The sequence below is a fragment of the Nostoc sp. UIC 10607 genome (genome assembly GCF_047228265.1).
In the GTDB taxonomy this organism is placed as follows: Bacteria; Cyanobacteriota; Cyanobacteriia; order Cyanobacteriales; family Nostocaceae; genus Nostoc; species Nostoc foliaceum_A.
In genome coordinates, this window is the sequence record NZ_JBIQNW010000007.1 from 204,165 (window position 1) to 217,427 (window position 13,263).

Below are 13,263 nucleotides of genomic sequence, written 5' to 3' on the forward strand. Positions count from 1 at the left end.
GTCATTTTTCCAAATGCCCACCAAACTCGTAGCGCAACGCAGAGATGAGTTTATTTGCAAATTCTGATTGACCGCGAGAGCTAAATCGTGTGTAAAGAGCTGTACTAAGGACGGGAGTTGGAACTGCTTCTTCAATGGCTGCCATTAGTGTCCATCGACCTTCTCCAGAGTCGGATACGCGTCCCCCAAAGTCGGTTAAGTCGGGATCTTTGACGAGCGCCATAGCTATTAAATCAAGTAACCAAGAGCTAATCACGCTGCCCCTGCGCCATACCTCTGCTATATCTGCAAGATTAAAGTCGTATTGGTAAAATTCAGGATTTCGTAAGGGAGCCGTTTCTGCATCGACTTGATGCAATTGTTTCCCAATATTAGCATGGTGAAGAATGTTCAACCCTTCGGCATAAGCTGCCATGATGCCGTATTCAATGCCGTTGTGAACCATTTTGACAAAGTGCCCTGCACCGTGAGAGCCACAATGCAAATAGCCCTGTTCAGCTGTTCCCCCCATTAACTCACGACCAGGGGTGCGCGGTGCAGCTGATACACCAGGAGCCAGCGCTGCAAAGATGGGGTCAAGATATTTCACCACCGCCAATGCACCACCAATCATGAGACAGTAGCCGCGTTCTGCCCCCCAAATGCCACCGCTAGTTCCACAATCAATGTATTCAATTCCTTTGACTTTTAATTGATCTGCACGACGAATATCATCAATGTAGTAAGAATTGCCACCATCAATGATAATGTCGTCAGCGTCTAGAAACGGGATGAGAGTCTGTAGGGTAGCATCTACTGTCGCGGCGGGTAGCATCAGCCAGACGGTGCGGGGTGGCGTGAGTGCTTCGATGAGTTCAACGAATGATGTTACACCACGAGCGATCGCTCCTTCCTGAACCAGCACCTCTGCTTTTTGTGGCTGACGAGTGTAGCCAATGACGGTATGTCCAGCCTGGGTTAAACGGTGTGCCATGTTAGCTCCCATTCGTCCTAGTCCTATCATTCCCAGTTCCATAACATGCCCTGTATTCAAGTGAGAAAAATTGGGAGTATCCATCCCGCAATAGCGCCAGTACCGCAGATGGCTGTTAGAATTGAAAAAACTTCAGTTCGGCTAAACTCTATTAACAACAAATGTTCGACAGACTGGTCTAATGCCATATCCAGGGTAAAAATGCCAATCCAGAATAGAGCGATCGCTATTGCCCAGCCCAATAATCCGCTTGATATCGATGCTCCAGTTAGAATCCATGCAGAACCGAATGTGAGAGATAACAATCCCGCCCAGACGGGAAAGCCAGTGAGTATGCAGGCACGGACTGTGGCAATTGCCAAAATGAACATCGGTATTGCAATCGTCGAGAAATGGCGATCGAGCCAGAGAGTCCATCCCAATCCTCCAAATCCCAGCATTAGCACCGTCAGCCAAACTAGACTATAGAGAAAATGTTTCCAATAAAATTCTTTTGATTCTGGTCGGTTATGGTCTTGTTCAAATGTGGTTACAATTTTGTTAACCATAGGTCTTATACCTCTCTACAAAGACGAATCAGTTAACCAAGCCTGAATCTAGGATTTGTCCAATTTTTCCCATTTCCTTATCTTCTTAACGAATCTGCCCTAACGTTAGTTGGCAAATCTAAGGAAAATCTGAGCAGATACTGATACTAAATTGCGTTTAGAAACACTTATCTCTGCTTTTACAAAAGCATTGCTCTTTAAACGTCCTCATTTTTTGCTTAGATTATGTCGCTACAATTCCCATGTTGATCTAGTAATTAGCTCATGCTGCAAGAGGAACCCTAGGGAGTGAGATCATGACTAAACCGATTCAAATTCTGTTACAGACAACAATTCCCACCAATGAAGATGATTGGTCTATTGGGCGATTTTCTTTGCTAAAGGACTATTTAGCTTCGTTGAAAAGTGACACTGGGGAACCCCTGTACCAGGTAACAGCAAGGGATCGAGAAAATACTGCTGAAAAAAACGATCCAGTTTTAAGTACGCTGGATAATTCAGATTTTGATGAACTGTGGCTGTTTGCTGTGGATGTAGGGGATGGCATAACTCCAAAAGAGTGTCAGAGCATCAGTGCCTTCCGTCAGCGCGGCGGCGGTTTATTGGTCAGCCGTGACCATCAAGATGTAGGTTGTTCGGTTTGCAATCTTGGTGGTGTCGGCGCAGCCCATTACTTTCACAGTAAGAATCCCGATCCCGATCCCTCGCACCACTACCCTGATGACATCTACACTAAGTATATTTCCTGGCCCAACTTCCATTCTGGGTTAAATGGTGACTATGAGAAAATTACTTTCATAGAACCCATTCATGACTTACTCAAGAATCCTACATCACCTTCTGAGGAGATTGAATTCTTTCCGGCTCATCCCCATGAAGGAGCCGTAGGTGTGCCTGCAAACGAGAAGAATGCACGAGTAATTGCCTTGGGTACAAGCTCAGTCTCCGGTCGGGACTTCAACTTAGTAGTTGCTTTTGAAAGTACCCAGGATGAACAAGGAAATATTTTAGGACGTGCGATCGCTGAATCAAGCTTCCACCATTTCGCCGACTACAATTGGGATGTTGATATGGGCGCACCTAGCTTTGTAACCGAACCCCCTGGAGATGGGATGAAGCAAAACCCACAAGCCCTTGAACATATTAAAGCCTATGTGCGAAACTTAGCCCTCTGGCTGGCTCCTACCTCAAGTTAAAGGAAAGTCTCCCATCCTTAAAGACTATGAGTAAACAGCCTTTATCAAACCTTTTTCGATATGTCTTAATTACGAATTACATTAGCGTAGCGGTAGCAAGCCCGCGTTCGCTTTTAGCATCTCGTAGAGAGCGTCATTACGAATTATAAATTAGTATCACTTCCTGCCTGAGGTCATTCTGCAATCCATCCGATGGTATTGTCTCTATGCCTTCAGTTATCGAGAACTGGAAGAGATGATGCAAGAGACAATAATAGGCTTGGCTCTAGTTACGATTGGTGTAGTCATCTCTTGCCGGGGCTTGAAAACTATCTCTGACGACGCGTGGCGCGTTTTAGTAGTAGTCATCGGGCTGATCTGCATCATTTTGGGAGTTGCTATCAGTCATTGGATTGTCAAACTGTTGCTCTTCATACTTTTGCTGATGCTAAATGTTGATCCAAACGGGCGTGGAACTAGCGAAGACACTGTTGGCGAAACATTGCTTAACAATTTTGGCAAGTAATATTGCACAAAAGAGCCATAACTTCGCCTTTGTATAGCAATGGAGAAATTTTGGTCGCTAAGGAAATTGGTGGTGTTGAAAGCCAGGCATAACAAGCATTTCAACAATTAGTATCAATTCAGCCTACTCTGATATTTGAAGGGTTTAACTGTCCCACTTTTGACTAAAAATGGGACAGTAGAGTTGTCCTAGCTTGATTTTGCGTTGATACAGCTTGCTCACTGTAGTCGCCCCAATCATCGAAAATGGGACAGTTGCTCTTAGCGACCATTTTTTCTTTGCTGCTATACAAGCGTTCTTTTTGCAAGATATTAAATAATTTTGAAAGATGAAATATTAAATCCTTTACTGATAACTCACCGTTCGCGTAATCCAAATAGGAAATAATTAATTCCCGAAAAGTACTTGAAAGTATTGCTATGTCTAGCTTTGATATTTTAAACTGGGGGATAAGTCTCTTGCATACCAACTTTCACAAAACATATTGTCAGGAATCTAGATTTGTTGAGAGCGATCGCAGTATTGATTGTCTAAGTCTCCAAAGTCTAGATATCCCAATGCTTAATGCGTTTCATTCATGTATGACAAAGCTTTTAGCCATTTGGCTCAATTCTTTATTTCCTGAATCGATTACGCGAACAGTGAGTGATAAGTCTCTTTACATATATACATATGTAAAGGAAGACTCATAAATTTTTTGTTAACTGTTAAAAATAGGAAAGATGGCTGTGATTTTGAAATCCTACCTATATTTAGAGTATGCGTTTATCTCAAAACACTACTCCAGCAGCCACAGAAACGGAAGTTTTGATTACAGAGGAACTAGCTGGTCGTCCAACAAGACAGGCAGACTTAGCTGATGAAAACCAAGCCCTCCACACACTATCCCAACACCTGAGTGATGAACCGCAATTACTACTCAAAACTCTAGTGCGGATTGGACTGGAATTATGTCAAGCTGATTCAGCCGGAATTAGCTTACTGGAAACACAATCCAATGGCGAATCTAGATTTCGCTGGGTAGCAATTGCAGGCGCATTGGAGTTTTTAGAACAAACCACGACTCCCGGTAATTTTAGTCCCTGTGGCACGACACTTTTTTCTAAAAAAGTACAACTTTATACTTATCCCGAACGCTATTTTACTTACTTACATCATCCACTGTTCCCGATTGTTGAGGGATTGCTAATTCCGCTATACATCAATAATCAACCATTAGGCACTCTTTGGATTGTGTCCCATCGGGAAACACGACGCTTTGATGGTGAAGATCATCGGCTGATGAACCGTTTAGCAGGTTTTAGTGCTTCTGCTCTGCAAAGTCTTAATTATTGGCATCAAAAGGTAGAGAATGCTGTACGTCAAGAGCAAGCAATTCGTGCAAAGCTCAATTACACTCAAGCTCAGTTTGAGGCACTGGTAGCAAACGTGCCTGGGATAGTATATCGTTACTCACCCTGCCCAGATCATCCTTATCGGTTTACTTTTTTCAGTTCCGGCTGTTATGAACTATTGGAGTTGGAGGCGCGAACGATTGTTCAAGATGGAAATTCTTTTGTGGAATTAATTCATCCAGAGGATGTAGCGTCGTTTAAATCTTCACTCACTTATGCTGTAGAGAATTTTTTACCCTGGCGGTGGGAAGGACGGATGATTACGCCATCAGGTAAACTCAAATGGATTGCTGGCAGTTCCCGTGCTGTGCCGACGACAGAAGGCAACGCATGGGATGGGATACTGATAGATATTACAAATCATAAACTCGCAGAAGCAGAGTTACGCCAATCACGAGAAGAAGCCCAAGCCGCAAACCGAGTTAAAGATGAATTTTTAGCGGTGCTTTCACATGAGTTACGCTCACCTCTGAATCCGATATTAGGTTGGTCTAGTCTTCTTCTAAAACGCAAACTCTCTGAAGCCAAGATAGAAGAAGGACTAGCAACTATTCACCGCAATGCTCAATTGCAATCAGAACTGATAGAAGATTTATTGGATGTTTCACGTATTCTGCGAGGCAAACTTAACCTGAATCGCAGTCCGGTAGACCTCACAGATCCGATTATGGGGGCAATGGAAACGGTACAGCTGGCAGCCCAAGCCAAGTCTATTACGCTGCAAGCAGCACTTGAACCAAATATTGGTCAGGTTAGAGGTGATGCAACTCGTTTGCAACAGGTGATTTGGAATCTGCTCTCCAACGCTGTCAAATTTACCCCTCCAGGCGGACAGGTGAAGATCCATTTAGAGCAGATGGGCAATGTGGCTCAAATTACTGTTAGCGATACAGGCAAAGGTATTGCTCCTGACTTTCTAGCTTATATTTTTGACTACTTCCGCCAAGAAGATGGCTCCATCACTAGAAAGTTCGGTGGGCTAGGATTAGGTTTGGCGATCGCACGCCACTTAGTAGAACTGCATGGTGGCACAATCGAGGCGCAAAGTCCAGGTGTTGACCAAGGAGCTACTTTTATCATCCGATTACCATTAATGTCTCCCCAGCCGACAACAACTCAGGATAGTAAATTGTCTGATTTATCCATTGATTTGAGTGGTGTCAAAGTTTTAGTAGTGGATGATGAGCCTGATACTAGGGAATTGGTTGCGTTTGTGCTAGAGCAGCATGGAACCAGTGTCACTGCCGCTTGTTCAGCACAAGAGGCACTAACCATACTTAACCAGTCTAATTTTGATGTTTTACTGAGTGATATTGGGATGCCTAATATTGATGGTTATATGTTGATACAGCAACTCAGAAATTTATGGCCACAATATAGACAAATAAAAGCCATCGCTTTTACAGCTTATGCTGGTGAAATAAATCAGCAACAGGCACTAAAAGCTGGTTTTGATCGGCATATATTCAAACCAATCGAACCATTAACGTTAGCACAAGCCATTTCTGACTTGGTTCGCTCTACTTAGCCATTCGTCACATCAATAATATAGTCAGTCGCGCTAAATTTTTGGGCTAATACGTGGCATCAAGAGCGAATATTATTGATTCTACACGAAAATCACTCTAAGCCGTTGACCCCAGAACAGCTATCTCGGCTCAACCTCATTGTCTCGCACCGTTCTTGCTCGGTCGCACCAAGGGCGATCGCTGCATCAACTACGATGTCGTAAAACTTCCAATTGTTATTTGGTTGGAAGTATTTCTTAATCACCCATTTCTTGCCTTTGTTTCGGTGTTTTCGATATGCTCATTTAATGAGCATTCTGAACACTTTATGATCAACGTAAGAGAACGTCCTAGAACTGACCGCATTTCGGTAGAAATTTCTCCATCCTCTTAATATTGGGTTAGGGACTTCCAAAAAATAAAATATACAAATCATAAAAATGTATCCTGTCAGAAATGTTGAATGTTAAGAAAAGTTAGATAAAAATAGCCCAAAATATAGTATTTTTGGGCGAATGATTAAAAGATATTAGTTTAATTGTGATTATAAATTCATTTCCCAAAATTGTCAAAGACATCCTGAAAAATCTACCAAAAAACGATTATTCTATATTGAACAGTCGTCTATTCTTTAAGTGCTGGCTATCGTATGCCCTGGATAACAGTTTAACCAGTATGCGAGATTTATTTAAAAGATTAAATAACACAGGATTTGATTTAGATATTTCTACTTTTTCCAAAGCAAGTTCTCATCGCACACAAAAACCTTTTCAAGAAATCTATCAGAAATCAAGTGAACTATTACAGCACAAAAGTCATAAAAAACTACATGATAAATATGCTATTTGTCCCATCGATTCAACAATTATTACTCTGACAAGTAAGTTGTTATGGGTACTAGGTCATCATCAAGTAAAGCTGTTCAGTTCCTTAAATCTATCCACAGGAAGTCCATCAGATAATTTCATCAACTTTGGTAATGACCATGATTATAAATTTGGCTCAAAAATGATGTCTAATCTCTCGCTAAATTCTGTTGGTGGCAATAGATAGGGGTTTCGCTGGATTAAAATTTATCCAAGAATTAGTACAAGAAAATAAATATTTTGTGTTGCGGATAAAAAACAATTGGAAACTAGAATTTCAGAACTCAACTGGATTAGTCAAAGTCGGTACATCTGATGATGCTCAAGCTTATAGAGTCATTAATTTTTGTGATTTAGACACGAAAACTAAGTTTCGCTTAGTGACTAATTTACCAGCATCGGGAGATGCCGCAGTTAGTGATGACGAAATTAGGGATATTTATCGGTTACGTTGGGGAGTTGAATTGTTATGGAAGTTTTTAAAGATGCACTTAAAACTTGACAAATTAATTACTAAGAATGTCAATGGTATCACCATACAAATTTACATCAGTTTAATTGCATATTTGATTTTACAGCTTTTATCTATACCCAAACAATGGGGAGATATTCTATTAGATAAATTCCGTTATTTACAATCATGTATGTGTCAAAAAATTAGTTATGTTCATTGGCTTGAGGAGATTATGTTTTATTGACTATTTTAGGCTTTTTAGAGTTATTTTAACTAAATATATAAAGTTTTGTATCTACAATTCAACATTTCTGGTATCCTGTATATCTTGAAGAGCCTGGGTTCATTACTAATCCACTTGAATACACTTCCGGCCTGCTGCTGCTGCTTGGGGGGTATAATACAGTCTTTGTTCACCAAATACCGCGCCATCAGCACTAACTAACCGAAACTGCCAGAAATATATCCCTGTGTTAAACACCACTAAAGTAAAGTTTTCAATACCAATAACAGAGTAAATTTTGATGAGAGACATGATGGTCTTTAATCTAGCTTTTTAAGATGTTATGTGATGAGCTGATTTATTTAGTTAAGAAAATTACAACATTTTTAACCAAGCAAAGTTAGTGATGATGAAATTAGGGATATTTATCGATTACGTTGGGGAGTTGAATTGTTATGGAAGTTTTTAAAGATGCACTTAAAACTTGACAAATTAATTACTAAGAATGTCAATGGTATCACTATACAAATTTACGTTACTTTAATAGTCTATCTAATTTTACAGATGTCATCTATCCCATAACAATGGGGACATACGCTATTAGATAAACTCCGCTATTTACAATCTTGTATGTGTCAGAACATTTATGTTCATTGGTTTGAGGAGATTATGTTTTATTGACTATTTTAGGCTTTTTAGAGCTAGTGTAACTAAATATGTAAAGTTTTGTATTAAGATTCAACATTTCTGGATTTGATGTTTATGTTTAAAATCGCCGAAATGCATAACTTTTTTATTTTGAGTCATGCGCTCTGCCAGAATCTGCCAATAAACTTCTTCATAGCTATCTACCATTTTTTGTACGTTAAAACAATTCTCCACATGTTGACGACAAGCATGACGATCTAGTTCTGCCACTTTGTTAACGGCATTAACACATTCAGAAATACTATTACAAATAAAGCCAGTTTTTCCGTGAACAATTACTTCAGGAACTGAACCTAAATTCATGGCGATGACTGGTGTTCCTGCTGCCATTGATTCTGTCATTACCAAACCAAAGGGTTCTCGCCAAGTAATCGTAAATAAAGTTGCTACTGCACCCCCCATCAAAGCATTCTTTTGAACATGGTTAGCTTCACCCAAATACTGAATTTGCTGACCATCAATTAAGGGCTGAATTTCTCGCTCAAAATACTCTATATCAACGACATCCACCTTAGCTGCCATCTTTAAACGCCAACCAGCCTCTTTTGCAATCTGTATTGCTAAGTCTGTTCCTTTTTCTGGTGAAATTCTTCCCAAAAAAGCCAGATAAGGTGGTTCGTCCGGCTGAGGATGAAACTTATGACTACTGATATCAATGCCATTGTAGACAGTTGCTACATAATTCAACCCTAGCCTAGATTCACGTTGGGAATTGGAAATACTTACATAGGGCTGCTTTTTGGCATATTGAAACATCTTTTCGTTATCAGGGGTAAAGATACCATGTAATGTGGTAACTGTCGGTGTCTTTACTAAATTTGCATAGGGCAACGCACTCCAGCCCATATGTGAATGAATTATGTCAAAGGTTTGGGCTTGCTCATATACCAAAGCCAGTTCCAACATTTCATAGATGTTACACTCTTTGATGCTTGAATCTAGTCTCAAAGCATAAGGATGAACTGATTGCAGCTTTGCCAAAGTTATTGAATCTCCCGATGCAAATAGCGTTACTTCATGCCCTCGCCGAACTAATTCATCGGTCAATAAGCCCACGACTAATTCTGTTCCACCATAACCAAGAGGTGGAACTCTCTCCCAAAGAGGAGCAATTTGAGCAATCCGCATAGAAACTCCTAAAAACTTAAGACTAGAATTTCAAGAAAGTCTTTCTTTTAAAAAGGGTTTTACAGTGTGCGCTTGCCCTTGACCGCAGCTTCCGTAACACTACCCCTATATGTCTTTTAATTATCAAACTTGGGACAAATTGATTTTCCTAACTTTTCTATTGCTTAGAGTTATAGTTAAAAAAAAATTACTTATATTCTTTCAATAGTCTTAGGTTTCCAATAAATTGATACTTCAAAAGTAGTAATTGGCAGTTACCATATTTATATACAAAAATACTTAGTTAATTTACAAAACAGTTGCGTTTTCAGAAGCAGAAATGGTGTTAGCACAACGCCAGCAAGCCTTCTCCCAAAAAGCAGAACAGCGCGAACGCATCTAAATATTGGTGTTGCATAATAGAGGGATGAATTAAATTATTTTTAGCAGTAAGCTAAGACGGCGCTTTTTTGACAATCAAGCTGTTAAGTTATTTCTGCATACTGCACTTAATCGCATGATTCAATTAAGCAAACCAGATAGCTACAAAGTGGAAAAATAATCATTAACTCTGCTAATAGTTGGTGTGTCTTTTTTCTGTTTCATGCAACAAAGCCTAAAAAAGGCATTGCACTCTAACCTCACCACCCCAGTTGCTCAATAATCTGCTCGCCAAGCTGCAAGACATTGAACGGCTTCAGGATCACTCCAGCAAATTCAGAGGGGTCAAATCCCAGCGAATCGTCTGACGGGTCTGTGGCGGTAAACAAGATAACCGGAATCGACTGCGTAGTCGGATTAGTTTTCAAAGATTGCAGCATAGTCAGTCTATATTGACCACACAGGCTCAGATCGAGCAAAATCACGTCTGGTTGCTGCGTTTCTGCCTGCATCAGTCCTGCCTGTGCAGACTCAGCTGTGAGGATTTTCCAGCTTTTGAGGCGTTCTAGCGTGAACTTGACAATGCTGCACAGGTCAGGTTCGTCGTCAATCACCAGGATGCATCGATTTGTATAAGAGGACATAATACCAATTCGTTATTCGTAATGAAGGGGCGTCAGATTTAATCTGGTTTCATGCGATCCAACTTCTCTCTAAATTGATTGATGGAAAATAACAAAGTACGTTCGCGTAGCATTGCCGCTAGCATCATTATTTGAATCAATCCCTTGAGAGCTAATTTGTAAACTAAAGTAAACTACTTGTCTAGTAAGGGTTTTAGGCATTTAAGTTAATAAAGCGCTTATTCGCTGAAACTCAGACCTAGTAATGAGTTAAGTACCCTTAAGATTTTCTTTACGAATCAGCTCTAAGGGATGAAGTATCAATTACTAATTAGGAATTTCCAAGAAATAAATTATCCAATTTATTCATAATTCTATTTTTCTTACTCCCCCTGCTCACGCCAGTTTGCTCAAGTCGGGAAACCCTTTCGGCAGTTCCTCCTGGGGGAAACCCCCAAGATCGGACTGCCGACGCTCCTGCGTCGCTACCGCTACGCTAACACCACAGCACTGGCTCCCCTGCTAACACAGTGATTGGTTATTTTTTTATTTGGAAGTCGCTTATTTTAAATCCCTACCAGGAATTGAAATTTAAAATTCGCTGAATCAAATCGGCTTCTACGATTGGTTTTAAGATATAGTCATCTGCCCCCGCTGCTAGGGCCCGGTACAGGGTATCAGCATCGGCATGAGCCGATAACAACAACACAGGTAGCCGACTCCAACGCGGATCGCTCTTGACTACCTGGCATAGTTCAATGCCGCTAAACCCCGGCATAGCAACATCCAGCAATAGCAGATCGGGAGTGGTGGCTTCCAAGTATTGCCAAAACTGGCTTGAATCTGCCAAGGTTGTGACCTGAAAGCCCCACGGTTGCAGTTGGGCTTCTAATATGGACAACAATGCCGGATCGTCATCCACAATCAGCAGTCTGGCATTGATAGTGTCAATCCGGTGGAGGAGTTGGCTGACGGCTTGAAACACTTCGGTAGGCGTGGCAGGCTTTTGCAAAAAGGCGTTGGCTCCTAAACGGGTGACTTCCACACGCTTGGTTAAATCGCCAAGTCCTGTCAGCACCAGCACAGGAATAGTGGAAAATTGGTGCTTCAACTGTGCCAGTAGGGTCAAGCCGCTTTCGGTGGTATTGGGAAAGGTAAGATCCAATATGATGGCATCGGGTGTGAGGTACTGAAGGCGTTGGCGGGCGAGGGTAAGGTCAGTGACGGTTTCCAGGTGAATGCTCCAGTTTGAAGCATTTGCCTGCATTCGCTCAATCAAGTCAGTATCATCATCAATCAACAAAACCACGCGATCGCTAGACTTCAGTACTGGAGTGGGCGCTGTTGTAGCAAAAGTAGGTAACTGCTGGATAACTTGCCTCAGTTGCCCAAGCAGCGATTTTAGTTGAACCGCTTCCTCTGATTGGACAGCAGCCGTTGGTGTTTTCAAGGTGCGTTCGATCTGGCGGGCAAGTTCTGCTGCTTGCGGCATACCAAATGCCCCCAAAGAGCCAATCAGCCGATGGGCGATGGTCTGGGCGAACTGCCGTCCGTCAGGGGTGAGACTATTAGTAGAGAGGTGGGCGATCGCCTCCTCCAGCTTTGCTAGTTGGCCCTGCAATCGCTCCTGAGAATCCTGCCACATCTGCTGAATTGCCGCCACTGCCTCCGCCTCTGCATCATATCGATTTGCATTCAGCAGGTAGGATGAGGAAAACGCAGAGATGGGGAGATGCGGTGAACCAGCACCTTGGACTGAGCCGCTTTGCGGTGAAGAAGTCGGAGTCTTGGATGTCGCATTCTCCACTTGGGGAGCCACCCCTGTAGGCGGGTTTCCCGACTTGAGGGGAGTGGCTCCATTTCCCGTCGAGTCCGTTAGCGCAGCGTTAGCGACGTTAGGAGCGTCACTTCCGAACCCAGAAGGCAAAGACTTGTGGCGACTGGTCGCCCCAAAGGGTAACGCGGAGAGCCTATCAAATATATTCCCCGTGTCCCCTTGTCCCCGTGTCTCCGTATCCCCACGTCCCCGCGTCTCCGTATCCCCGTGTCCTTGCTCCGACCCCTGCTCCCGCTCTTCTGGCACAGATTTCAGCCGATACCCCAGCCCATACAATGTTTCAATTGGATCGGAATTCAGCCCAGCCATCTGGAGTTTGCGCCGCAACCCGCGAATTTGAGTTGTTATAGCTTCTTCACCGGGACATTCATCAATCGAACAGATGCGATCGAGCAGAGTCCTTCGGTCAAAAATCCGCCGCGGATGTCGCAAAAATAGCTCCAGCAGTTTGTATTCTTTAGGCGTGAGATGTAAGCCTTTGCCTTGACACATGACTTCGCAATTATTCGGATCGAGCTGCAACTGACCCCAGCAGAGTACTTTGGTTAATACTGTGCTGCCTCGTCGCAGTAATGCCCGAATCCGAGCTAGCAGTTCTGATAGCTCATAGGGTTTGGTAATATAGTCATCTGCTCCTGCCTCAAAGCCTGCTATTCTATCTGCCGGATTAACCTTCCTTGTGAGCAGCAAAATAGGCTCTTGCTGATTCTGTGTCCTTAGTTGGCGACACAGACGAATTCCATTCTCATCGGGTAGCATGACATCTAGCACGATCAGGTCATACTCTGTTGCCTCAGCTAACTCTAGTGCCGATCGACTATCACTAGCGGTATCAACTGTAAACTGCTGTGCTACCAAAGAAGTGGTGAGAGCAGCCGCCGTATCTCGATCATTCTCAACGATAAGCAGTTTCATAAAACCTATTTTTCAGGCAATTGAG

The 13,263-nt window shown here is 42.4% G+C and carries 11 protein-coding genes and 2 pseudogenes; 5 read left to right on the plus strand and 8 right to left on the minus strand.

Annotated features, from left to right (window positions below):
* Position 1 precedes the first annotated feature (1 nt).
* Both gnd and ACEYW6_RS09560 read right to left on the minus strand, forming a co-directional pair.
* Positions 2–1,057 (minus strand): phosphogluconate dehydrogenase (NAD(+)-dependent, decarboxylating), encoded by a 1,056-nt coding sequence (gene gnd / locus ACEYW6_RS09555; protein ID WP_235526362.1) that lies wholly within the window; start codon positions 1,055–1,057, stop codon positions 2–4.
* A complete protein-coding gene (locus tag ACEYW6_RS09560; protein WP_011316749.1) occupies positions 1,030–1,521 on the minus strand; it encodes a hypothetical protein in 492 nt (163 codons plus the stop codon). Before ACEYW6_RS09560 ends, gnd begins: the two co-directional genes overlap by 28 nt.
* A 296-nt stretch (positions 1,522–1,817) precedes the next feature.
* On the opposite strand from ACEYW6_RS09560, the gene ACEYW6_RS09565 reads away from it, so the two are divergent.
* From ACEYW6_RS09565 to ACEYW6_RS09575, 3 genes are all read left to right on the plus strand, one after another.
* Positions 1,818–2,717 carry a hypothetical protein gene (locus ACEYW6_RS09565; RefSeq protein WP_011316748.1) on the plus strand — a complete coding sequence of 300 codons (900 nt, stop codon included), beginning with the start codon at positions 1,818–1,820 and terminating at the stop codon, positions 2,715–2,717.
* Between the two features lie 235 nt (positions 2,718–2,952).
* Positions 2,953–3,222, plus strand: coding sequence for a hypothetical protein (locus ACEYW6_RS09570; RefSeq protein WP_011316747.1), 270 nt, complete (start codon positions 2,953–2,955; stop codon positions 3,220–3,222).
* A gap of 759 nt (positions 3,223–3,981) precedes the next feature.
* A complete protein-coding gene (locus tag ACEYW6_RS09575) occupies positions 3,982–6,144 on the plus strand; it encodes an ATP-binding protein (RefSeq protein ID WP_412979519.1) in 2,163 nt (720 codons plus the stop codon).
* Positions 6,145–6,236: 92 nt separating this feature from the next.
* Here ACEYW6_RS09575 and ACEYW6_RS09580 read toward each other — a convergent pair whose 3' ends face one another.
* Entirely contained in the window at positions 6,237–6,389 is a 153-nt protein-coding gene (locus tag ACEYW6_RS09580; RefSeq protein WP_153228379.1) for a hypothetical protein, read from the minus strand.
* 36 nt (positions 6,390–6,425) lie between these two features.
* Positions 6,426–6,560 carry a group II intron maturase-specific domain-containing protein gene (locus ACEYW6_RS09585; RefSeq protein WP_083468830.1) on the minus strand — a complete coding sequence of 45 codons (135 nt, stop codon included), beginning with the start codon at positions 6,558–6,560 and terminating at the stop codon, positions 6,426–6,428.
* A 104-nt stretch (positions 6,561–6,664) separates the two neighbouring features.
* Between ACEYW6_RS09585 and ACEYW6_RS09590 the strand changes: the two are divergent.
* Positions 6,665–7,688 (plus strand): annotated as a pseudogene (locus tag ACEYW6_RS09590) (IS4 family transposase).
* Positions 7,689–7,793: 105 nt separating this feature from the next.
* Here the strand turns inward: ACEYW6_RS09590 and ACEYW6_RS09595 are convergent.
* Positions 7,794–7,979: a hypothetical protein gene (locus tag ACEYW6_RS09595; protein ID WP_412979520.1), complete on the minus strand. Its 186-nt coding sequence runs from the start codon at positions 7,977–7,979 to the stop codon at positions 7,794–7,796.
* Between the two features lie 87 nt (positions 7,980–8,066).
* On the opposite strand from ACEYW6_RS09595, the pseudogene ACEYW6_RS09600 reads away from it, so the two are divergent.
* Positions 8,067–8,348, plus strand: a pseudogene (locus ACEYW6_RS09600) (transposase); the annotation flags it as partial.
* Between the two features lie 57 nt (positions 8,349–8,405).
* Here the strand turns inward: ACEYW6_RS09600 and ACEYW6_RS09605 are convergent.
* The 3 genes from ACEYW6_RS09605 to ACEYW6_RS09615 all read right to left on the minus strand — a co-directional run bounded on the left by ACEYW6_RS09605 (position 8,406) and on the right by ACEYW6_RS09615 (position 13,238).
* Positions 8,406–9,503, minus strand: a complete 1,098-nt coding sequence (locus ACEYW6_RS09605; protein ID WP_011316743.1) for a glycosyltransferase family 4 protein — start codon at positions 9,501–9,503, stop codon at positions 8,406–8,408.
* Between the two features lie 620 nt (positions 9,504–10,123).
* On the minus strand, positions 10,124–10,507 hold the full coding sequence (locus ACEYW6_RS09610) for a response regulator (RefSeq protein WP_011316742.1): 384 nt from the start codon (positions 10,505–10,507) through the stop codon (positions 10,124–10,126).
* A 553-nt stretch (positions 10,508–11,060) separates the two neighbouring features.
* Complete coding sequence (locus tag ACEYW6_RS09615; protein WP_011316741.1) at positions 11,061–13,238, minus strand: response regulator; 2,178 nt, start codon at positions 13,236–13,238, stop codon at positions 11,061–11,063.
* Positions 13,239–13,263: the final 25 nt, after the last annotated feature.

Coding starts and splice junctions, on each gene's coding strand:
- gnd (WP_235526362.1), bottom strand. CDS start 1,057: ATGGATACTCCCAATTTTTCTCACTTGAATACAGGGCATGTTATGGAA.
- ACEYW6_RS09560 (WP_011316749.1), bottom strand. CDS start 1,521: ATGGTTAACAAAATTGTAACCACATTTGAACAAGACCATAACCGACCA.
- ACEYW6_RS09565 (WP_011316748.1), top strand. CDS start 1,818: ATGACTAAACCGATTCAAATTCTGTTACAGACAACAATTCCCACCAAT.
- ACEYW6_RS09570 (WP_011316747.1), top strand. CDS start 2,953: ATGATGCAAGAGACAATAATAGGCTTGGCTCTAGTTACGATTGGTGTA.
- ACEYW6_RS09575 (WP_412979519.1), top strand. CDS start 3,982: ATGCGTTTATCTCAAAACACTACTCCAGCAGCCACAGAAACGGAAGTT.
- ACEYW6_RS09585 (WP_083468830.1), bottom strand. CDS start 6,560: ATGATTTGTATATTTTATTTTTTGGAAGTCCCTAACCCAATATTAAGA.
- ACEYW6_RS09595 (WP_412979520.1), bottom strand. CDS start 7,979: ATGTCTCTCATCAAAATTTACTCTGTTATTGGTATTGAAAACTTTACT.
- ACEYW6_RS09605 (WP_011316743.1), bottom strand. CDS start 9,503: ATGCGGATTGCTCAAATTGCTCCTCTTTGGGAGAGAGTTCCACCTCTT.
- ACEYW6_RS09610 (WP_011316742.1), bottom strand. CDS start 10,507: ATGTCCTCTTATACAAATCGATGCATCCTGGTGATTGACGACGAACCT.
- ACEYW6_RS09615 (WP_011316741.1), bottom strand. CDS start 13,238: ATGAAACTGCTTATCGTTGAGAATGATCGAGATACGGCGGCTGCTCTC.